Origin of the sequence: Kaistia algarum (assembly GCF_026343945.1) — a bacterium.
Taxonomy (GTDB): Bacteria; Pseudomonadota; Alphaproteobacteria; order Rhizobiales; family Kaistiaceae; genus Kaistia; species Kaistia algarum.
This window is the reverse complement of sequence record NZ_JAPKNJ010000004.1, coordinates 195,818-216,238: the sequence shown is the minus strand read 5'-3', so window position 1 is coordinate 216,238 and position 20,421 is coordinate 195,818. Positions and strand designations below refer to the sequence as shown.

Below are 20,421 nucleotides of genomic sequence, written 5' to 3'. Positions count from 1 at the left end.
CAATCATGCGACGCCAGTGAAACGAACGGGCGGGAAACGGCAGGAACATTATGCGCATTTTCAAGGTCAATTGGTATCCGCCGGCGAATGAAGCGCTTTCGCGCCTCTTTCCCGATGTCGAATTGGAGATCGACGCGATACCGACGGATCCAGCCTACAGGATTGCGCGCGAGCGCAGTCGGGCGGCCGATGCGCTGATCAATTGCTCCGCCACGCATCTCGTGCCGGCGGACATCGAGGACTTCGAGAAAGTCCGCATCGTGGTGCGCGAGGGTGTCGGCTATGACAATCTCGATCTCGAAGGCTGGGGCGCGCGCGGCATTCCGGTCTGCAACGTGCCGGACTACGGTACGACCGAAGTCGCGGACCATGCCATCGCGCTGATGCTGGCGCTGACGCGCGGCACCGCAACCTTCGCCGAGTCGCTCCGGGCCGATCCGGTCGGCAATTGGCGCTTCGCCGCCGCGCCGCTGATCCGCCGCCACAAGGGCGCGACCTTCGGCGTCGTCGGGCTCGGCCGCATCGGCCTCGCGGCGGCGCGGCGAGCGGCGGCGTTCGACATGAAGGTCGTGTTCTACGACCCCTATCTGCCGAATGGCACGGAGCTCTCTGTCGGCTATGAGCGCGTCACCAGCCTTTCCAAGCTCATGGAGATCAGCGACATCGTCAGCGTCCACGCACCGCTGAACGACGAGACGCGTGGTTTCGTGGGCCGAGATGCCTTCGCTGCCGCCAAGCCAGGCCTTGTCCTGGTCAACACGGCGCGCGGACCCATCGTCGATCTCGACGCGCTCGCCGTGGCGCTGCGCGAGGGCCGTGTCGCCGGCGCCGGTCTCGACGTGCTGCCGCAGGAGCCTGCGGATGTCGCGCACCCGCTGATCAAGGCCTTCATCGACAAGGAGCCCTGGACGGTGGGCCGACTGATCCTGACGCCGCACGCCGCCTTCTACAGCCCCGACGCGATCCGGGACATGCAGAGGAAGGCGATCGAGGTGATCGTCGCCTATGTGAACGAGGGCCGGCTGACCAATTGCGTCAACCGGCAGTTCCTCAAGACGCCCGCGCCGATCCGCCGGGCGTCCTGATACGGTCTTCGTCGTGAATGGCCGCCGGCACTGCCGGCGGCCATTCTGATTCAGGCCTCGCCCACATCGCGGGGCAACGGAATGCCAAACCGCGCCGCATAGGCGTTGAATGCTGCCCAGGTGACGGGGTCGATCGGAAGGCCGGTCGTTTCGCGGCGCTTCGCTTCCGCCTTTTCGAGATCGCCGGGTGCCTGGACTTCGAAGCCGGGCTTGGCCGGCTGGGCGCGGAGATCGGTCAGGAAGCTGGCGATGCGCTCGTCGAAGACAGCGAGCGTCTGGAAGAGCGCAGGGGACATAACGATGAAGAAATGGCCGATCGGGATCGGCTTTGACCAATCCGGGCCGCCAAAGGCCGAGAGAGTCCGGCCATGGCCCATGCCGGTGAACGCCGAGCACAGCAGATCGACCATGCTGGCCAGGCCGCTACCCTTATAGCCGAACGTCGCCCCGCCGACCGGGCCGACGGCGACGGCCGCGTTGGCGTCGGTAGTGAAGGCGCCGGTCTTGTCGACGGCGATCTCCGGCGGCAGCGGGGTTCCCGTCGCCCGGCGCAATTCGACGCGGTTGAACGGAATCGCGCTGGTCGCCATGTCGAGCAGGATCGGATCCTCGCCCGGCGCGGGCACGGCGAAGGAGATCGGGTTGGTGCCGAAGAAGGCCGATGTGCCGCCATAGGGGATGACGGCGCTGTCAGCATGGGTCATGCCCAGCGCCGCGAAACCGCTCAGCGCTGCGAAGCGCGTATAGCAGCCGGTGGCGCCGTGATGCGAGGAGCGGCCGACGGTTGCTACCGCGACACCAGTCTCCGCCGCGATGCGCGAGGCTTCCTCGATGGCGCGGTAGCTCGCGAGATGGCCGAGGCCGTCATCGGCGTCGATGTGCACGATCGATGGCGCCTTGCGGGTAACGGTGAGCGTCGGCGCGCGGTTGATCCGGCCGCCTTCGAGGCCCTGCATGTAGAACGGGACGAGGCGGACGCCATGGGTGTCGAAGGCGCGCGACGAAGCGTCGACAAGGGCGGTCGAGACCGCCGCGGCGCTCGGCTGGTCGGTCCCGGCAGCGCGAAAGACGGATTCGACAAAGGGTTGCAGATCGCGCGCGGCTATCCGAGCACCATCGATCTTTTCGAGCGACAAGGCGTTTCCTCTTTGGCTGGCTCCGCCGCGCGACGAGTCGAGGCGACCATTATTATAATAGCTGCGAGTTAACCCGATCCGCGTCCCGCTGGAAAGTGGAAGCATGGGTCGACGCGCTCGCAGGACTTCCTTCCATAGCCAATCGGCCGCGCCCTTGCGAGCGCGGCCGATCGAGAATGTTGGAAAGGTGAGGAGGCGTGCTGGCCGGACCTTAGGAGGCCTGGGCCATTGGCGCACTGTGCGTCGCCCGCAGGCTCGCGGTTGCCGCGTCATCGACGGCGCCGTCCGGGCCGATGACAACGCCATAGATGCTTTGCGCGCGATCACGGCTGATCCAGCCTTCGCTGACATCATGGAGGACACGGGCCGGCGCGCGCTCGAACGGGTGACCATAGCCGCCGCCGCCGCCGCTAATGGAGACCATGCGCTCATCGGCGGCGATCACCACCTCGGCGCAAGCCGGCACGGGCTCCAGCGAGCCGTCGGCGTGGCGACGGAACTGGGATGACGGAGCGCCGGCGAGACCGCCACGCGTGCCGAGCGCGGGGTTGATGTTGCCGTCGCTGACATAGGCGACGGTCATCGCGCAATCGACGGGGCCGAATTCGGAATAGGCGCCGAGCGCGCCGCGGAAGCGGCCGGCGCCCTCGGAATCAGAGATCAGCCGGCGCTGGTGTACGAAGATCGGGTGGCGCAGTTCGTCGATCTCGATCGAGTCCTGGTAGCACATGCCGGCATTACCGACATGGAGGATGGTGAGCCAGCCATCGGTCCAGGGCGTGCCGGCGCCGCCGGTGCAGCCGAGATAGACTTCGTTGACGAAGGGCTTGCCGTCATGGACGCCCGAGACCACGCCGCAGGAGGGGGGGATCAAAGCGCCCGTCTCGGCCTGGCCGAGCCCGTCGGCGAGCTCCGCCATCGCCGCCTGCACTGGGTTGGCGACGCGGTCGGCGATGTTGGTGGTCGCGACCGAGCACGAGGTCGGATGCTTCGGCCGGCCGACGATGCAGCCGTCGCGCAGATGGATCTTGATGCGGCGGAAGCTGCCTTCGTTCTTCGGCACCGTATGGTCGATCGAGTTGAAGATGCCGATCATCGGCGTCGACAGCGCGCAGGCCTCGGAGAGGTTGAGCCCGTTCGGCATCGAATCCGGATTGTCGGTCATGTCGACCTCGATCAGGGCTTCCTCCGGCTTCACCTCGACCGTCGCCTTGATCGTGACGCCCTCGGCCGGGGTGCCGGGGAACGCGTCATGGGTCGAGGTACGGGTGACCTTGCCCTTGGGCAGGGCGCGGATCACGTCGATCATCCTCTTCTCGGAATAGTCGAACCACTGGCCGGTATAGTCCTCCAGCCGGTCCCAGCCGATTTCCTTGCCGAGCGCCAGGATCTCGCGCTCGCCGACGCGGGCGGCGCCCAGCGTCGCCAGATAGTCGCCCCACCACTGGTCCGGCACGCGGATGCGCAGCTGGCACATGCGGATGATGTCCATCACGTGCTGGTAGTCGTTCTGGATCTTCACGGCCGGGAAGATCAGCGCGCCCTCATTATAGACGTCGACGGCGGCGCCCATATAGGTCGTCGGCAGCGAGTTGCCGCAATCGGCCTGGTGCGCCTTGGCGAGCACGGTGAAGCGGTGCACGCCCTCGTCGTCGATGATCGGCACGAGGATCGAGTGGTCCGCCGGATGCGTGCAGCCGTGATAGGGCGAATTGTGCAGGAACGCGTCGCCGCGCTTCAGCACCGGATGATTGTCGGTCATGGTGCGCGACATGATGTCGGGGCCGCGCAGCACGTGGTTCGGCAGGCTCTCCGCCGTTGCCAGCAATTCGTGCTTGGCGGTCAGCACCACGCAGGAGAAATCGCGCGCGATCGTCAGGATGCCGGAGCGGCCCGTGCGATGCAGCGTGTTCGCCATCTTGCGGGCGATGCCCTCGAACCGGGCCGTGAGCACCGCGAGGGTCGATCCGTCCATGGTCGTCGTCGTGTGGGACATGGCTCTTTTCCTCAGACTTCGATGACGAGGTTGCCGGAAGCATCGCGCCAGGCCTTGCAGCCCGGATCGACGACGATCGAGGTGAAATCGGATTCGACGATCGCCGGGCCGGACAGCATCAGGCCCTCCGGGATCGATTCCAGCCGCCACACATCGGCCTCGACCCAGTCGGTGCCCAGGAAGCGTACCGGCCGCGAGGGCAGGCGGGCCGGACGGGTATCGGCTGCTAGGCGGCCGGGCTCGTCCGGCGCGATGCGGCAGCGCACCTCGGCGTTCCAGCTCACGGTCTCGATCTCGGCCTTGTCGTCGCTGACGGCGAAGATGTCCTGATGCATGCGATGGAAATCGCCGACCAGCGCCGCGATATCGGCCGGGCCGGTGAAGGCCTCCGTGTGCAGCGGAACCTCGATCTCCCAAGCCTGGTCGGTATAGCGCGCCTCGGTCGACCATTCGATGGAGACCGAGGTTGCGCCGGCACCCGGACCTGCCGCGAAGGCTTCGCAGCCGGCCTTCAGATTGGCGAGGACGGCGTTGACGCCGTCGCGGTCGAAGGCGTCGCTGCGCGTGTGGAACATCGCCTGCTGATGCGTGGTCAGGTCCGAGATTAGCGCGCCGGAGGCGGCGAGTGCGGCGCCGGCTTCGGTGACGAGCACGCGCTTGCAGCCGAGGCGGCGCGCGATGGCGACGCAGTTAAGCCCGGCGGCGCCGCCGCCGGCAACGAACGTCGCCTGCGTCGGGTCGATGCCCTGGTTGACCGTGATATCCATGATCGCCTGCACCATGTGTTCGGTCGCGAGCGTCACGATGGCTTCGGCCGCCTCGTCAACGCTCTTCCCGAGCGGCTCGGCGACATCGCGGTTGATGGCGTCGAGCGCGCCGTCCTTGTCGAGCGCCATGCGGCCGCCGAGGAAGAACTTGGCGTCGATGAAGCCGAGCGCGACGGAGGCGTCGGTGAGCGTCGGGCGAATGCCGCCGCGGCCATAGCAGACGGGACCGGGAACCGCGCCGGCGCTCTTCGGGCCAACATGGAGAAGTCCGCCGGCATCGACCCAGGCGATCGAGCCGCCGCCGGCGCCGATGCTTTTCACGTCGACGGAGGGCATGCCGGTCATGTGGCTGCGGAACGGCTGGCCGAGCCAGGTCTCGCGGGTGCGAGGGATGCGGCCGCGCCGGACCAGCGAGACGTCGAAGGTGGTGCCGCCGGTGTCGCCGACGATGAGCGTCTCCGCTGCATCCCCGGCGCCATAGGCGCGGGCAGCGACGGGCGCCATGCTGGGGCCGGAATTGATGAGATGCACCGGTGCGTCGGCAACGCGCGAGGCATCCATCACGCCGCCCTGCGAGGTGACGACGAGCACGCGGCCCTTGAAGCCGGCATCGCGCAGCCGCTGTTCGAGGCCGCGCATATAGGCGCCCATGACCGGCTTCAGCGAGGCGTCGATGCAGGTGGAGGAGGCGCGGCGATATTCGCGGATCGACGGGTTGATCCGGTGCGACAGCGTATAGGGAACGCCGGGCAGAACCTCCTCGATCAGCGCGCCGACGGCGAGCTCATGCTCGGGATTGACCACCGACCACAGAAAACAGACGCCGATCGCCTCCACACCCGCGGCCCTGGCCTTGTGCAGGATCTCGATAACGGCGTCCCGGTTGAGCGGCGTCTTGACGGCGCCGCTGACCGCGATGCGCTCCGGCACCTCGAAGGTGAGCGCGCGCGGGACATAGGGTTCGGTATAGGGAACCGTGAAATTGAACGGCTCGATGCGGCCGCCTTCGCGGAACACCAGCGTATCGGGATGGCCCTTGGTGGTCAGGAAGGCCGTCTTCGCCGTCGAGCCGGTCACGATCGCGTTGATCGCATGCGTCGTGCCATGGACGAGGATGTCGCCGCGGCCGAGATAGTCGGCCAGCGGCTCGCCGACGGCCTCGGCGGCGATGCGGAGGCTGTCGATGACGCCCGCGACCGGATCGGACGGCGTCGTCGAAGCCTTGTGCATCGACAGGACGCCCGCCTCGTCGGCGACCATCAGATCGGTAAAAGTGCCGCCGGTGTCGACGGCGAAGCGAAGGCCCATGGCTCGGCTCCGAAGAAAGGGGTCAGGGTCGGCCGGAGGCCGCGAAGGAAGGACGGCCTAGAGCGGGCGCACCACGAAAGCCCGGTCGGGCACCGCCACCATACGGTTGCGCAGGGGCCGGCCGAAATCCGGTACGTCGATTTCGAATTGGTCGCCCGACTGCGTCGTCACGCCATTGGCGCAGGAGAGCAGCGGCGCGCCGAAGAAATAGGCGTGCAGGTCGCCGGGGCGGCGGAAGATGTCGTAGCGGAAATGATAGTGCTCGAGATTGCGCACCGAATGCGACATGTTCGTCTCGCCGCTCAGGAACTCGCCCTCCCAGATCGGAGTGCCGTCGCGGATGACGCGGATGGTGCCGCGCGTATCCTCGGGCAGGTCGCCGACGAGAAGCTCCGGCCCGATCGAGCAGGCGCGCAGCTTGGAATGGGCGAGGTAGAGATAGTTGAGCGCCTCGGTCACCTGGTCGGAAAACTCGTTGCCGAGCGCAAAGCCGAGACGCCACGGATTGCCGTCCGGGCCGATCAGATAGAGTCCGACGATCTCCGCTTCCTCGCCGCCCGCCAGCGCGAAGGCCGGCATCGGCAGGTCTGCCTCGGGCGCGACAACGGAGGTGCCGAGGCCCTTGAAGAACCATTCCGGCTGTACGCCGACTTCGCCTTCCGCCGGCTTGCCGCCTTCGAGGCCCATGCGGAAGATCTTCATCGAGTCCGTCATCTCGGCGTCGGCGCCGTGGGCGATCTCGTGCATCTTGTCGCGCGCATCGGCGCTGCCGATGTGGGTCAGGCCCGTGCCGGTGATCCAGAAGCGGTTCGGCTCGGGATGGTCGAGCGCCGGCAGCAGCCGGCCCTCGGCGATGATCTCGTCATAGGACGCATCCGCGTCGCGCGGCTCGGCATCGACGACCGAAGCCAGCGACTTGCCGGCCTCGATCGCGCGGGTCGCGAGCTCATAGACCGAGGTCGAACGGGCCATCGGCGACAGGCTGGCGCCGCCGGACGTCGGCACGCCGACCTTCCGCTCGCCGGAGCGGCTGGTGAACTGCACAAGACGCATGAAAATCTCCAAATATCGGGATGTCGCGGCGCGCGGGTCGCTCAGTGGGAATTGCGCGGAATGCCGGCGCCACGGGGGCCGGCGAGGAAGCCGAAATCGGCGCCCGCATCCGCCTGCAGCACGTTCTGCACATAAAGACTTTGGTAGCCGGAGGCCGGTGGTACCGGCGGCTGCCATTTGGCGCGGCGGCGCTCCATTTCCTCGTCCGAAACCTCGATGTGCAGGCGTCGGGCCGGCACGTCGAGTTCGATCCAGTCGCCCTCTTCCACGAGGGCGAGCGGTCCGCCGGCGGCCGCTTCCGGTGCGACATGCAGGACGACGGTGCCATAGGCAGTGCCGGACATGCGCGCGTCCGAGATGCGCACCATGTCGGTGACGCCCTGGGCGAGCAGCTTGGGCGGCAGGCCCATATTGCCGACCTCGGCCATGCCCGGATAACCGCGCGGGCCGCAATTCTTCAGCACCATCACGCTGTCAGCGTCGATATCGAGATCTGGATCGACGATGCGGCGCTTGTAGTCCTCGATCGTTTCGAAGACGACGGCGCGACCGCGATGCTGCATCAGCGCCGGCGTCGCGGCCGAGGGCTTCAGCACGGCTCCAAGCGGGGCGAGATTGCCGCGAAGGACGGCGATGCCGCCCTGTTTGGCCAGCGGGTTGGAGACCTCGCGGATAACCTCGGTATTGTAGTTCGGCGCGTCGGCGACGTTTTCCCAGGCCGTCTTGCCGGTGACCGTCAGCGCATCGCGGTTGAGCAGGCCCTGTTCGCCCAGCGCGCGCAGCACCGTCGGCAGGCCGCCGGCATAATAGAATTCTTCCATCAGGAAGCGCCCCGATGGCTGCAGATCGACGATCGTCGGCACGTCGCGGCCGAAGCGATCCCAATCGTCGAGACCGAGATCGACGCCGATGCGGCGGGCAATGGCGATGAGGTGCAGGACGGCGTTAGTCGATCCGCCGATCGCGCCATTGGCCCGGATGGCGTTCTGGAAGGCTTCGGGCGTCAGGATCTTTGAGAGCGTCATGTCCTCGTGGACCATGTCGACAATCCGCCGGCCGGTCATCTGGGCCAGCGCGTTGCGGCGCGAATCGACGGCCGGAATGGCAGCGTTGTGCGGCAGCGCGATGCCGAGCGCTTCCACCATCGAGGCCATGGTCGAGGCCGTGCCCATGGTCATGCAGCTGCCCGGCGAACGGCTCATGCCGGCTTCCGCGCCCATGAACTCGTCCATGGTCATGCGGCCGGCCTTCACCTCTTCATTGTAGCGCCAGACCACCGTGCCCGAACCGATCGTCTCGCCGCGATAATTGCCGTTCAGCATCGGGCCGCCGGACAGCACGATGGTCGGGATGTCGCAGGATGCTGCACCCATGACGAGTGCGGGCGTGGTCTTGTCGCAGCCGACCAGCAACACGACGCCGTCGAGCGGGTTCGAGCGGATCGATTCCTCGACATCCATCGAGGCGAGGTTGCGATAGAGCATCGCCGTCGGCCGCATGTTCGATTCCCCAAGCGACATCACGGGAAATTCGAGCGGCAGGCCGCCAGCCTCCAGAACGCCGCGGCGGACGCGTTCGGCGAGGCCGCGAAGATGGGCGTTGCAGGGCGTGAGTTCCGACCAGGTGTTGCAGATGCCGATAACCGGCCGGCCATCAAAGGCGTCGGCGGGCATTCCCTGGTTCTTCATCCAGCTGCGATGCATGAATGCATCCTTGCTGGTGCCGCCGAACCACGCCTCCGACCTCAGTTTTTTCTTCTCGGCCATCTTGTCTGCGCCCTGACTGATGATAATGTTCGGCTATACGGAACGATGTTCTGTTATACAAATCGTTAGGACAGGCGGTGGACGTTGTCAACCGGACCGGTCGGCGAGTATCGAAGAGCGTCCCCGGTTTGTCCGGGCGCGACTGGAGCGCGATGATGAAGCAGGCACGCACGGATATGGCCGAAGGCACGGAGCCGGCGGGGGATCGGTATCCGCTGCGCAGCGTCGGGCGCGCACTTGATGTCCTGCAGGCGCTCGGCGCGAATAGCGGCAAAGGCATGGGCGTCGGCGAGATCGCCGAGGCGATCGGCGTCTCGCGCTCGACCGCTTTTACGCTGCTGCAGACGATGGTGGCGCGTGGTTTCGTCGCCGATGTCCGCATCGGCGGCGCGCGGCTCTATCGGCTCGGCCTGGCGCTGGTTCATCTCGGAGACCTCGCCGTCGCAGAGATGGGGATAACACAGATCGCGACGCCGATCCTGCAGCAACTCACCGAGGCGACGCAACTGACCTCGCGACTGGCCGTGCTCGACGACGGCTACGCGGTGGCGATCGGGCGCGTCGATGCGCCGGGTCCGTTCCGCATGACTGCCTCACTTGGCCGCCGGGAACTGCCGCATTGCTCGTCGGTCGGCAAGGCGCTGCTCTGCCGTCTGCCCGAACCGCAAATCCTCTCGATCCTGGCCCGGCTCGGCATGCCGAAGCGCACCGACCACACGCTGACGTCGCCCGAGGCGCTGCTTGGCGATCTGCGCGAAGTGGCCCGGCGCGGCTATGCCTTCGACAATGAAGAGGACAATCTCGGCGTCGTCTGCGTCGGCTCGGCTGTGTTCGATCGGAGCGGCACGGCTGTCGCCGCCATCAGCGTGACCAGCATGCGGCTGGAGCGCAGCGACACGGACCTCCATCATCTCGGCGCGGTTGTGCGCGCCTTTGCCGATCGGATCAGCCATCTCCTTGGCGGCCCCGCCCATTCGGCGCTTCCCTCGCTCGTCTGACGCCTGTCATCCAACGTTAGCTTCCCGGTTGCCGACGCTGCGCGGATCGCGTGCGGCTGCGCATTGCTGCAGCCGCTGGCGCTCGAAGTTCGAGCACGGCGCCGTATTGACACGGCGTCATCGTCCGATAAAGTTCAATTGTACAAAACATAGTTCTGTCTAGCAGAACAAATCCAGATGAGAACGGAGCTTCCCATGTCCTTCCTTCGGAGTCGCCTGCTCGCCATGACCGGGCTTGCCGTGGTCGCGAGCCTTTCGGGTGCGGTGCTGTCCGCCCATGCCGCGGGCATCACGGTGCCGGATTCGGCCAAGACCCATGCGATGCCCTGGGGCGAGTTCAAGCTCGCGCCGCGGATCGTCGAGAAGCTGGCCAAGGGCGAGAAGGCCAACATCGTCGTCGGCATCGAGGGCACCGGCCTCCCGATCCAGGGCGCCGAAATGCGCATCGGCACGGCCAAGGGCTGCGAGACGGCCAATACGCTGCTTCCGGCCGATTGCCGCATGGTTGGCCCGGTCAATCCGGATACGACGGCGCAGCTCGCCGAGCTGGAGACGCTGCTGAATTCGGGACAGGTCGACTGCCTCGCCCTGCAGCCGCCGCTCCCGAACCAGTTCACGGCCATCATCAACAAATATGCCGACGCGGGCATTCCGGTCTTCACGCTCAACATCGATGCACCGAAGGCCAAGCGCTTCGCCTTCTATGCGCTGAACGAAGTGCAGGCCGGCACCATCAACGGCGAGGAGACGGCCAAGCTCGTTAAGGCGCAGGGCATCGACGTCAAGGAAATCGCCATGGGCAGCGGCGCGCCGGACCAGCCTTGGGCGCAGGCGCGCATGGAAGGCTTCATGGCCGGCTACAAGTCCGTGTTCCCGGACGCCAAGTTCTTCAATGACGTCAAGAGCGGCATTCCGACCGGCAAAAACTTCACCACGCAGGAAGTGTTGAACAGCGTGACGCCGTTCCTCACCGCCCATCCGGAAGTGACGCTGTTCTTCCACACCGACCAGGGCGTCGAGGGCGTCGGCAATGTGATCCGCAATCTGAAGCAGGGCGGCAAGGTCTTCACCTCGGGCTTCAATGTCAGCGGCGCGATCCTCGATTCGGTCGGCAACGGCACGACGCTGGTCACGATCGACCAGGGCTTCGACAACCAGGCGCAGGCGCCCGTCGAACAGTGCGCCAAGTTCCTGGCTACCGGCGAAACCCCGGCCGATCCGCTGCAGTATCTGCGTCCGATCGTGATCACGCAGAAGGGCGGCGACGCCCAGATCGACGTCGACGCGGCGCGCGCCCGCCTCAAGGCCGCATCGAACTAAGAACAACCGAACCCAAACTGGCGCGGAGCGTGCAAGCCCTCCGCGCCATTCCTTTCGGTCGCTGTCCGGAGCTTCCATGGCCCAGTCTTCTTCTTCCCTCCTCGGCAACCAGCGGGTGCTCAACAGCCTCCGGACGCTCGGTCTCGCCCTCGCGATCGTGCTGATCGCCGCGATCGTCCAGTCGCAGCGCCCCGCTTTCCTGAGCCCTGAGAACCTTTTGACGCTGGTGCGCTCGATGGTGGCGCTCGGCATGGTCGCCTGCGCGCAGATGCTCGTCATCCTGCTCGGCGAGATCGATCTCTCGGTTGGCGCCGTCTATGGCCTAGCGGCCACCGTTACCGCGACTCTCTGGCTCGGCGGCGGCAGCCTGCCCTTCACGGTGCCGCTGCTCCTCGCCCTCGTTGCCGGCCTTGCCGTGGCGCTCGTCGCGGGCGGCATCAACGGCTTCCTGACGGTGCGCGCGGGTCTGCCATCCTTCATCACGACGCTCGGCATCATGAATGTCGCCGATGGCACGTCGCTTCTGATCGGCAATGCGACGACGTTCACGCCCGCCTATAATGAGCCGCTGCCGCCCGAATGGGAGCTCTCGTTCTTCCATCGGCTCGGCGGAGCGCTGATGCAGTTCGACATCCCGGTCGAGACGATCTGGCTCGTTGCGGCCTTCATCGTCTTCTGGATCCTGCGTCACCGGACCGTGTTCGGCTTCCGCCTGCTGGCGATGGGCGGCAATCCCGAGGCGGCTCGCGTCGCCCGTCTGCCACTCAAGAAGTACAAATATGCCGTCTTCCTCCTCTCGAGCCTGATGGCCGGGCTGGCCGGTATCCTCGATTTCTCCTATGTCGGCTCCGTCGGCCCGACCCAGTCGAGCGCCTTGTCGTTTCAGGTGATCGCAGCCGTGGTCATCGGCGGTGCGAGCCTTAATGGCGGCCGCGGCTCGATCGTCGGCACGCTGCTCGGCGTCGTGCTGCTGGCCATGCTGAACAATGGACTGGCGCTGCTCGGCGTCGGCTCCTTCGTGCAGCTTTTCTTCATCGGCCTCGTGACCATCGCCGCCGTCTGGCTCGACCTCGTCTCGCAGAAGCTGATCCGCTCGGCCGGTCAGCGGGCGGCGCGCAGCGGAGAAGCGGCATGATCCGCCTTTCCGGCAAGGCGATCACCAAGCGCTATGGCGCGACACGGGCGCTGGACGGTCTCGACCTCGACATCACATCGGGCGAGATCGTCGGCATCGCCGGTCCGAACGGCGCCGGCAAGAGCACGCTCACCCGCATGCTCGCGGGTGAAGAGACAGCCGACAGTGGAGAGATCGTGCTGACGCGCGCCGAAACCGTCGTTCGCGAGGTCTGGCGCCGCGTTGCCGTCGTGCACCAGGAGCCGCATGTCTGGCCGAACATGACCGTCGAGCAGAACCTTGCCGTCGGGCGCGAGGGGCGTTGGTTCGGCGAGATCACCCCGGAACCGGTCTCGGCCAAGGCGGTGCTGGAGCGGCTCGGCATTGCCGCGTTCGCCCATCACGAGCTCGCCGATCTGTCGCTCGCCGTGCAGCAGCGCGTCGAAATCGCCCGGGCCATGCTCAGCGATGCCGATGTCTATCTGTTCGACGAGCCGAATTCGGCGCTGACCGAGGAGGAATCCGAGGCTCTGTTCGCGACGATGGGCGAGCTTGCCGCCAGCGGCAAGATCGTGCTGCTGATCACGCACCGCCTCAATGATTTCGTCCGCTGCTGCCAGCGCATCCTCGTGCTGCGCGACGGGCGTATCCGCTGCGAGATCCGCGGCGCCGACATCAGCGAGACCTCGATCGCGGCGCAATTGACCCCGGCCGAGACGGCGGAGCGCGAGGCGCTGCCCGCCTCCGCACGCACCGCGCCCAAGGCCGATGGCGCCCCGCTGCTGAAGCTTCAGGCCTGTTCGGACCGCTTCGGCTCGTTCCGCGACATCTCGCTCGACCTGGCGCCGGGCCGCGTGCTGGCGCTTTCGGGCGTGGAGGGGTCCGGCGCGCGCGAACTGGCGCAGGCGATGGGCGCGTTCCGCCCGTTCAAGGATCGGAGCGGCCGGATCTTCACGACCCTCGACCAGGCTAGCGTCGCCTATCTCGCGGCCAGCCGGCGCGATACCGTCTTCCGGAACCTCAGTGTCGGCGACAATCTCGCCTCGCGGCTTGCCGGACGCAGCCTCGGCCGCCTGCCGCCCTTCATCGACCCGTCAAAGATCGACGGCCTCGCGGCCCGGGCGATCAAGCGCTACCGCGTCAAGACGGGCGGCTCGCATGCGCCGATCACCTCGCTCAGCGGCGGCAACCAGCAAAAGGTCGTGCTCGGCGCGGCGATGGAGCAGGCCACCGACATCATCGTCATCGAGGAGCCGACGCGCGGCGTCGACATTTCGAGCAAGGCCGACATCTACGAGCTGCTGCGCGACTTCGCGGCGCAGGGCAGGGCGGTCGTCGTGTTCTGCACGGAAGTCCAGGAGATCTTCGATGTCGCTGACGACGTCGTGGTGCTGTCGCATGGCCGGATCGTCGGACGCGTCGACATGGCCGACATCTCCACGATTCCCGAACTCGCCGACATATTGGCGAGCTACGAGGCAGTCTGAGGCGGCAGAAATTCGAGCGCCGAATGCAAAGGCCGCCCGGAAGCTCCGCGGAGCACCGGACGGCCTTTGCGTCGTGACCAGCGCGCCTTCAGCCCTTGAGGGGGTTGTCGCCGTGCCACCAATGTTTGAACGGGTTCGACTGCAGGATCCGGTGCATCGTCTCTTCGCTGACGCGCGGCAGCTTGGTGCCTTCGAGCTGGTCGTTGATGTTCAGCAGCCCGTCGACCGATTCATCGACGCGGGCGAAGGGAAAGTCCGTCCCGAAGAAGATCTTATCGGTGATTTTGTATTCCTGCGCCTCGATCAGAATATTGTAATACTGCCACGGGCGGTAGAACAGCGCCGAAATCTCGCAGAATACGTTGGGCTGCTTGCGCGATACGGCAATACAGTCACCGTACCAGGGGTGGCCCATATGGGCGAGCACCATGACGAGGTCGGGATATTTCAGCGCCACGGGCTCGACATGGATGGCCCGGCCATAATCGACCGGCGCATTGCGGGCATAGGTGGTGCCCATATGCATGGTGAGCGGGATGTTGTTCTTCTGGAGATATTCATAGACCGGCACGAGGCGCGGATCGGCCAGCGAGACGCCGTTATAGATCGGCCCGAACTTGACGCCCTTCAGCTTCAGATCCTCAATTGCGTGGACGAGCATGTCCATGCAGTCGGCGCGGCGCGGATCGACATAGGCGAAACCGACGAATTTGTCGGGATATTTCGCGACGGCCGCGGCGGTCGTCTCGTCGTCGCTCTCGATCCCGACGCTGTCGCCATAGCGCAGCGCGAAGATGATCGCTTTCTCGACATTCGCCATCTCGGGATAAAGCGTGTCGGCATCGGACTTTGGCGCCATGGCACCGGCGCGGACCCGCGATAGCTGGGTCGTGTAGAGCGGCAGGACGTGCTCGTCGTTCCAAATGTTGACGTGGCAGTCGCAATAGGCGCGCGTGGTCATGGTCGCTCTCGGTTCAGTGCTTGGCGGCAGCGCCGGGACGGGCGTGCATCGACATGAGGAAATCGGCGAGTTCGGAATAGGTCATGCTGGAGGTCGGGGCGTCGAGCGCGACCTCGCCGCGGTCGAGCACCACCAGGCGGTCGCAGACCTCATGCACATGGTGGATGTTGTGCTCGATATAGATGCAGGAGCGTCCGCCCGCCTTGATCGACCGGATGAAGTCGAGCACCTTCTGGACCTCCTTGATGGCGAGGGCCACGGTCGGCTCGTCCAGGACGATCAGATCGCTGTCGAAATGCATGGCGCGGCCGATGGCGACGCCCTGGCGCTCGCCGCCGGAGAGCCGGCTGACGGGCGTGTCGACATCGATGCCGACGCCGCGAAAGCCGATGGTCGAGCGCATGATGTGCTCGGCGACCTTCTTTTCCGCCTTGACGTCGATGAAGCCCAACTTGTTCACGAGCGGGCGTCCGACGAAGAAGTTCCGCCAGAGCGGCTGCTTCTCGCCCAGCGATGAATCCTGATAGACGGTCTCGATGCGAAGCTTGTGCGCCTCCTTCACCGTATAGGCGGAGGCATCGATCTTCTGGCCACGGATATAGAGCGTGCCGCTCGTCGGCGCCTCGACGCCGGTCAGCACCTTGATGAGCGTCGATTTGCCGGCGCCATTGTCGCCGATCAGGCCGACGATCTCGTTGGATCCGATATCGAGCGTGATGTTCTTGAGGCTGACGACCTTGCCATATTGCTTGCCGACATTCTCAAGCCGGACGATCGGTGTGGAGGTCATGGGACTGTCCCGTTCGGGGCCAAAGGGTTTGAGGCAAGGAAAAGGTGGCGCCGACGCGCGGCGCCACCCTTGTCGGCTAGCGGATGCCGGTCTTCACCAGCGCTTCCAGCTTCTCGACATTCTCCTGGGTCATCGCGCCGGAGCTCGTGAACATCTGGGTGTTGCCGAGGCCATACTTCTTCTGCAGCACGGCCGAGAGCACGCCGTAGAAGCCCTGGAGATAGGGCTGCTGGTCGAGCACGGCAGTGATGTAGCCGTCCTTCACGCCCTGGATCGAGGCGACCGAGATGTCGAAGCCGGCGGCGGTGATCTCGCCCGGCTTCTTGCCGGCGTCCTTCAGCACCTTGGCGAGCACGGCGGTGACGCCGCCATGGCCGGGAACGAGGATCGCCTTGGTGTCGGGGTTGGATTCGAGATAGGCGACCAGGACCGGAACGGAGAGCGAGGGATCGAGCACGGCCTCCTGCGACCATTGCAGCGTGTCGACGCCGAGGCCCTTCTCCTTGAGCATGTCGACGGTGCCCTTGGCGGTGATGGCGCCAGCCGCGCCCTCGATGAAGGCGCCATAGACGAGGACCTTGTCGCCTGTCGCGAGCTTGCCGTTCTGGATGGCGAGGTCGGCGAGATTGCGGCCCGCGCCATAGCTGTCGGCGCCGAAATAGTTGAGGCCGGTACCGGGCAAATTGGTATCGGTCAGGACGACGATAATGCCGGCTTCCTTGGCCTTGTTCAGGAACGGTGTCATGGCGGCGACGCCGGGATGACCCATGATGGCGATCGCGTCGGGCGAGGCGGCGAGGGCTTCGCTGGCCTGGACCAGCATCTTCTGCGGATCCCAGCCGGAATGCTGCTCGATCAGATTGACCTTCAAGACCCGGGCGGCCTCGCGGGCGCCGAGTTCACGGGCGAGCGACGCGGTGTCGCCGGGATTGCCGCCCATCTGGAAATACATGGTCAGGCCGGAATCGACAGCTTCCTGTGCGTTCGCGGCAGGCGCCATGGCCAGCGGCGTCATCATCAGCGTCGAGAGGGCGAGGCCGGCTAGCCCCTTCATGAATGTGCGCATGGTCTCAGTTCCCTTGATCCGTTGTTCGGTCAGTTTTTCCTCGCCCGCGAGCGAAGGTCTTTGAGCACAGGGACCTTGTCGGGATCCTCGAGTGCCGCATTCATGGTGACGGAGATGATGAAGACGAGGCCGATGAAGAACCGCGTCCAGAAACCCTGCACGCCGCTGGCGACGAGCCCGGCCTCGATGATCGCAACGATCAGCGAGCCGAAGACCGTGCCGGCCATCTTGCCCGAGCCGCCGAAGATCGAGGTGCCGCCGATGAAGACGGCGGCGACGACGATGAGCAGATAGCCCATGCCGGCCTGCGAGAAATAGGTCGTCGTCTCCAGCGTCAGGAAGACGCCGGCCAGCGCCGAGAGAAAGCCCATCAGCGTGAAGAGCTTGATCTTCTCGCGGTCGATCGGGATGCCGACCACCTTCGCGACCTTGAGGCTGTCGCCGATGAACAGCAGGCTTTCGCCGAAGCGGTGGCGGTTCAGGACGAACCACATCAGGACCGCGATCGCTAGCGCCCAGAGGAACTGCACCGGCAAGGCGCCGATGCGGCCGGCGAAGACGGTGTGGATCAGCCGGCCCTCTATGTCGGGAATGGCGAGCGAGGCGCCGTTCGAGACGACCGTGACCAGCCCGCCCCATAGAAAGAGCATGGCAAGCGTCGCGATCAGCGAGGGTATGCCGAGCTTGGTAACGACGAGGCCGTTGATGAAGCCCATGACGGTGCCGACGGCGAGCGCGGCGGCGAACGCCAGCCAGGTCATGTCATAGTTCTGGTAGAGCGAGCAGAAGACATAGCTGGCGAAGGCCACGACCGAGGGGAAGGAGAGGTCCATCTCCCCGGCGACGACGACCAATGTGAGCCCCAGTGCGATGATCATCGGCGGGGGCACATTGGCCATGAAGCTCATATAGACGCGGTAGCCCATGAAGGCCCGCGGCGCGGTGATCATGAACAGGAGAATGAGGAGCAGCAGAACGAAGGCGATCGCCGTGCCCTCGACCTTGAAGAAGGCCGCGACCGGATTGCTGGATGCCGACTTGTCCGCATGCGCCATCAGAGCACCCCGTATTTCGCGTAGACGTCGCGCAGATATCCGCCGGCCCGGAGTTCGCGCATCGAGTGGCCTTCGCCATTGATCTTGTCGAAGGCGATCTTGAGCACGTCGGCTTCGACCTCCTGCGGCACGACAACGACGCCGTCCGCATCGCCGAAGACGAGATCGCCCGGCACGACGCGGACGCCGGCACAGGTGACGGGGATGTCGACGGCCATGATCTGGCCGCGGCCCTTGGAATCGAGCGGGGCAATGCCGCCATGGAAGACGGGAAGCTTCAGGGCGCGGATTTCGAGAATGTCGCGGACAAAGCCGTCGGTGACGCAGCCGCTAGCGCCGCGCGCCACGGTGGCGGTCGAAAGCAGGCTACCCCAGGGGGCGATGCGCGAGGAGCCGCCACAGGCGAAGATGGCGACGTCGCCGGGCTTCAGATCATCGACGATCGCGATCTCGAGTTCATAGGGGTTCGTCCCCTCCTCGACATGGGCGACTTCCATATAGATGCCCGTGCGGGCCCGGCCGCACATCTTCAGCGTCTCATCCAGCGGGCGGATCGAGGGCGTCATCGCCTGGCCGCGAAAGCCCACCGTGTCGAGCGCGTCGGAGAGGACCGCCGTGTAGAGCTGTTCCCAGCCCTCGGGACGGGGAGCGTTCTGGCGGGAACGGAACAGGGGTGTGGCAGTCATTTCGCCTCGCTTCAGAAGGAAACCTTGGAGGGGGGCGTGCCGCTTCCGCCGACCAGGAAGTCGAAATCGACGCCCTTGTCGGCCTGCTGCACGTGATCGAGAAAGAGCTTGCCGTAGCCGCGGTCATAGTGGGGGGCCGGCGGCACGAAGGCCCGGCGTCGTTGCTCCAGTTCCTCCGCATCGACCTCGACATCGATGCGGCGTGCCTGGGTGTCGAGGACGATGATGTCGCCGGTACGCACCAGCGCCAGCGGGCCGCCGAGGGCCGATTCCGGCGCGACATGCAGCACGACGGTGCCGAAGGCGGTGCCGCTCATGCGCGCATCGGAGACGCGGACCATGTCGGTGACGCCCAGCTTGAGCAGCTTCTTCGGCAGCGCCATGGTTCCGACTTCCGGCATGCCGGGGTAGCCGCGCGGACCGGCATTCTGCAGCACCAGCACGGTGTCGGCATCGACATCGAGATCCGGATCGTCGATCCGGTTGCGCAGATCCTCCGCATCCTTGAACACGAGCGCGCGACCGCGATGCTGCATCAGCTTGGGCGAGGCGGCGGAGGGTTTCAGGATCGCGCCGTCGGGCGCGAGATTGCCGCGCAGCACGACGAGGCCGCCATCCGACGTCAGCGGCCGGTCGACGGGGCGGATCACCTCGTCATTCCAGCTTTGCGCCGTGGCAATGCGCTCGCCGATCGAGCCGCCCTCGACGGCGGGGGCGCCGAGGTTCAGCCTATCCGCGATGCGGCGCATGACGACCGGCAGCCCGCCAGCATCGAAGAACTCCTCCATCAGGAAGCGACCGGAGGGCTTCAGATCAACAAGGCAAGGCACGTCGCGGCCCAACTCGTCCCAGTCGTTCAGCGTGAACGGCACGCCGAGCCGGCCGGCCAGCGCCAGCAGGTGCACCACGGCATTGGTCGAGCCGCCGATGGCACCTGCGACCTTCACCGCATTCTCAAAGGCTTCCCGCGTCAGGATCTTCGAGATCGTGACGTTCTCTCGCACCAGCGCCACGATCCGCTTGCCGGCCTGCTCGGCGAGAACCGCGCGGCGGCTGTCGGGCGCGGGGATCGTGCCGTTCAGCGGCAGGCCGATGCCCATGGCCTCGGAAAGCAGCGCCATGGTCGACGCGGTTCCCATGGTCATGCAGGATCCGGCCGACCGGCTCATCGCCGCTTCCGCGTCGTCCAAGTCCGCCTTGGACATCTTGCCGGTGCGGTAATCCTCGTCGAGCTTGAACACATCCGTGCCCGAGCCCAGCTCGCGGCCCCGATAGCGACCGTTCAGCATCGGGCCGCCGGAGACGAGGATCGAGGGAACGTCGCAGCTCGCCGCTCCCATCAGCAATGCCGGCGTGGTCTTGTCGCAGCCGGCCAGCAGCACGACGCCGTCGATCGGATTGGCGCGGATTGTCTCCTCGACATCCATGGCGACGAGATTGCGGAACATCATCGTCGTCGGCCGCATCAGCGGCTCGCCGAGGCTCATCACCGGGAATTCGAGCGGGAAGCCGCCGGCCATCAGGATGCCGCGCTTCACATGCTCGGCCAGATCGCGGAGGTGCCGGTTGCAGTTGGTGAGCTGCGACCAGGTATTACAGATGCCGATCACTGGCCGCCCGTCGAAGAGCTCGGCGGAGAAGCCCTGGCTCTTCATCCAGCTGCGCGGAATGAAGCCGTATTTGCCGACCCGGGCAAACCACTCGGCGCTGCGGAAGGCGGGCGGTGCGTCCGCACTGTCCGCCGGGGCGGTCGGCGCGGGGGACTCGGGCAGTTGGTCGGGCATGTGGCATCTCCTCGGTGCGAGAGATGTAACGTTAAATCTCATCGATCGG

General features: G+C 66.0%; 16 protein-coding genes. 5 read left to right on the top strand and 11 right to left on the bottom strand.

Annotated features, from left to right (window positions below; all coding sequences use genetic code 11):
• Positions 1-50: 50 nt before the first annotated feature.
• A complete protein-coding gene (locus OSH05_RS23290) occupies positions 51-1,085 on the top strand; it encodes a C-terminal binding protein (RefSeq protein WP_104220498.1) in 1,035 nt (344 codons plus the stop codon).
• Between the two features lie 50 nt (positions 1,086-1,135).
• Here OSH05_RS23290 and OSH05_RS23285 read toward each other — a convergent pair whose 3' ends face one another.
• The 5 genes from OSH05_RS23285 to OSH05_RS23265 form a co-directional block, all read right to left on the bottom strand.
• Positions 1,136-2,221 carry an Ldh family oxidoreductase gene (locus tag OSH05_RS23285; protein WP_165801669.1) on the bottom strand — a complete coding sequence of 362 codons (1,086 nt, stop codon included), beginning with the start codon at positions 2,219-2,221 and terminating at the stop codon, positions 1,136-1,138.
• Between the two features lie 211 nt (positions 2,222-2,432).
• Positions 2,433-4,217: a hydantoinase B/oxoprolinase family protein gene (locus OSH05_RS23280; RefSeq protein ID WP_104220500.1), complete on the bottom strand. Its 1,785-nt coding sequence runs from the start codon at positions 4,215-4,217 to the stop codon at positions 2,433-2,435.
• Between the two features lie 11 nt (positions 4,218-4,228).
• Positions 4,229-6,292 carry a hydantoinase/oxoprolinase family protein gene (locus OSH05_RS23275; RefSeq protein ID WP_104220501.1) on the bottom strand — a complete coding sequence of 688 codons (2,064 nt, stop codon included), beginning with the start codon at positions 6,290-6,292 and terminating at the stop codon, positions 4,229-4,231.
• A gap of 57 nt (positions 6,293-6,349) precedes the next feature.
• Positions 6,350-7,345, bottom strand: coding sequence for an AraD1 family protein (gene araD1 / locus OSH05_RS23270; RefSeq protein ID WP_104220502.1), 996 nt, complete (start codon positions 7,343-7,345; stop codon positions 6,350-6,352).
• A 41-nt stretch (positions 7,346-7,386) separates the two neighbouring features.
• On the bottom strand, positions 7,387-9,111 hold the full coding sequence (locus tag OSH05_RS23265; RefSeq protein ID WP_104220503.1) for an IlvD/Edd family dehydratase: 1,725 nt from the start codon (positions 9,109-9,111) through the stop codon (positions 7,387-7,389).
• Positions 9,112-9,266: 155 nt separating this feature from the next.
• Between OSH05_RS23265 and OSH05_RS23260 the strand changes: the two genes are divergently transcribed.
• The 4 genes from OSH05_RS23260 to OSH05_RS23245 all read left to right on the top strand — a co-directional run bounded on the left by OSH05_RS23260 (position 9,267) and on the right by OSH05_RS23245 (position 14,030).
• Positions 9,267-10,109: an IclR family transcriptional regulator gene (locus tag OSH05_RS23260; RefSeq protein ID WP_165801670.1), complete on the top strand. Its 843-nt coding sequence runs from the start codon at positions 9,267-9,269 to the stop codon at positions 10,107-10,109.
• Between the two features lie 195 nt (positions 10,110-10,304).
• On the top strand, positions 10,305-11,429 hold the full coding sequence (locus tag OSH05_RS23255) for a substrate-binding domain-containing protein (protein ID WP_266353001.1): 1,125 nt from the start codon (positions 10,305-10,307) through the stop codon (positions 11,427-11,429).
• Positions 11,430-11,505: 76 nt separating this feature from the next.
• Positions 11,506-12,564, top strand: coding sequence for an ABC transporter permease (locus OSH05_RS23250; RefSeq protein WP_104220505.1), 1,059 nt, complete (start codon positions 11,506-11,508; stop codon positions 12,562-12,564).
• Positions 12,561-14,030: an ATP-binding cassette domain-containing protein gene (locus OSH05_RS23245; protein WP_104220506.1), complete on the top strand. Its 1,470-nt coding sequence runs from the start codon at positions 12,561-12,563 to the stop codon at positions 14,028-14,030. Before OSH05_RS23250 ends, OSH05_RS23245 begins: the two co-directional genes overlap by 4 nt.
• Positions 14,031-14,118: 88 nt before the next feature.
• Here the strand turns inward: OSH05_RS23245 and OSH05_RS23240 are convergent, their stop codons facing one another.
• The 6 genes from OSH05_RS23240 to OSH05_RS23215 all read right to left on the bottom strand — a co-directional run bounded on the left by OSH05_RS23240 (position 14,119) and on the right by OSH05_RS23215 (position 20,372).
• Positions 14,119-14,991, bottom strand: coding sequence for an amidohydrolase family protein (locus OSH05_RS23240; protein WP_104220507.1), 873 nt, complete (start codon positions 14,989-14,991; stop codon positions 14,119-14,121).
• 13 nt (positions 14,992-15,004) lie between these two features.
• Complete coding sequence (locus OSH05_RS23235; protein ID WP_104220508.1) at positions 15,005-15,781, bottom strand: ATP-binding cassette domain-containing protein; 777 nt, start codon at positions 15,779-15,781, stop codon at positions 15,005-15,007.
• Between the two features lie 76 nt (positions 15,782-15,857).
• Positions 15,858-16,847, bottom strand: coding sequence for a substrate-binding domain-containing protein (locus OSH05_RS23230; protein WP_104220509.1), 990 nt, complete (start codon positions 16,845-16,847; stop codon positions 15,858-15,860).
• Positions 16,848-16,876: 29 nt separating this feature from the next.
• On the bottom strand, positions 16,877-17,902 hold the full coding sequence (locus OSH05_RS23225) for an ABC transporter permease (protein ID WP_104220510.1): 1,026 nt from the start codon (positions 17,900-17,902) through the stop codon (positions 16,877-16,879).
• Positions 17,902-18,588: an RraA family protein gene (locus tag OSH05_RS23220; protein ID WP_104220511.1), complete on the bottom strand. Its 687-nt coding sequence runs from the start codon at positions 18,586-18,588 to the stop codon at positions 17,902-17,904. Before OSH05_RS23220 ends, OSH05_RS23225 begins: the two co-directional genes overlap by 1 nt.
• An 11-nt stretch (positions 18,589-18,599) precedes the next feature.
• Positions 18,600-20,372, bottom strand: coding sequence for an IlvD/Edd family dehydratase (locus tag OSH05_RS23215; RefSeq protein ID WP_104220512.1), 1,773 nt, complete (start codon positions 20,370-20,372; stop codon positions 18,600-18,602).
• Positions 20,373-20,421: the final 49 nt, after the last annotated feature.

Bases quoted from the DNA above. Each gene is read 5' to 3' on its own strand.
- OSH05_RS23280 (WP_104220500.1), bottom strand. From the start codon at position 4,217: ATGTCCCACACGACGACGACCATGGACGGATCGACCCTCGCGGTGCTC.
- araD1 (WP_104220502.1), bottom strand. From the start codon at position 7,345: ATGCGTCTTGTGCAGTTCACCAGCCGCTCCGGCGAGCGGAAGGTCGGC.
- OSH05_RS23240 (WP_104220507.1), bottom strand. From the start codon at position 14,991: ATGACCACGCGCGCCTATTGCGACTGCCACGTCAACATTTGGAACGAC.
- OSH05_RS23250 (WP_104220505.1), top strand. From the start codon at position 11,506: ATGGCCCAGTCTTCTTCTTCCCTCCTCGGCAACCAGCGGGTGCTCAAC.
- OSH05_RS23260 (WP_165801670.1), top strand. From the start codon at position 9,267: ATGAAGCAGGCACGCACGGATATGGCCGAAGGCACGGAGCCGGCGGGG.
- OSH05_RS23220 (WP_104220511.1), bottom strand. From the start codon at position 18,588: ATGACTGCCACACCCCTGTTCCGTTCCCGCCAGAACGCTCCCCGTCCC.
- OSH05_RS23225 (WP_104220510.1), bottom strand. From the start codon at position 17,902: ATGGCGCATGCGGACAAGTCGGCATCCAGCAATCCGGTCGCGGCCTTC.
- OSH05_RS23245 (WP_104220506.1), top strand. From the start codon at position 12,561: ATGATCCGCCTTTCCGGCAAGGCGATCACCAAGCGCTATGGCGCGACA.
- OSH05_RS23230 (WP_104220509.1), bottom strand. From the start codon at position 16,847: ATGCGCACATTCATGAAGGGGCTAGCCGGCCTCGCCCTCTCGACGCTG.
- OSH05_RS23275 (WP_104220501.1), bottom strand. From the start codon at position 6,292: ATGGGCCTTCGCTTCGCCGTCGACACCGGCGGCACTTTTACCGATCTG.
- OSH05_RS23255 (WP_266353001.1), top strand. From the start codon at position 10,305: ATGTCCTTCCTTCGGAGTCGCCTGCTCGCCATGACCGGGCTTGCCGTG.
- OSH05_RS23235 (WP_104220508.1), bottom strand. From the start codon at position 15,781: ATGACCTCCACACCGATCGTCCGGCTTGAGAATGTCGGCAAGCAATAT.
- OSH05_RS23215 (WP_104220512.1), bottom strand. From the start codon at position 20,372: ATGCCCGACCAACTGCCCGAGTCCCCCGCGCCGACCGCCCCGGCGGAC.
- OSH05_RS23265 (WP_104220503.1), bottom strand. From the start codon at position 9,111: ATGGCCGAGAAGAAAAAACTGAGGTCGGAGGCGTGGTTCGGCGGCACC.
- OSH05_RS23290 (WP_104220498.1), top strand. From the start codon at position 51: ATGCGCATTTTCAAGGTCAATTGGTATCCGCCGGCGAATGAAGCGCTT.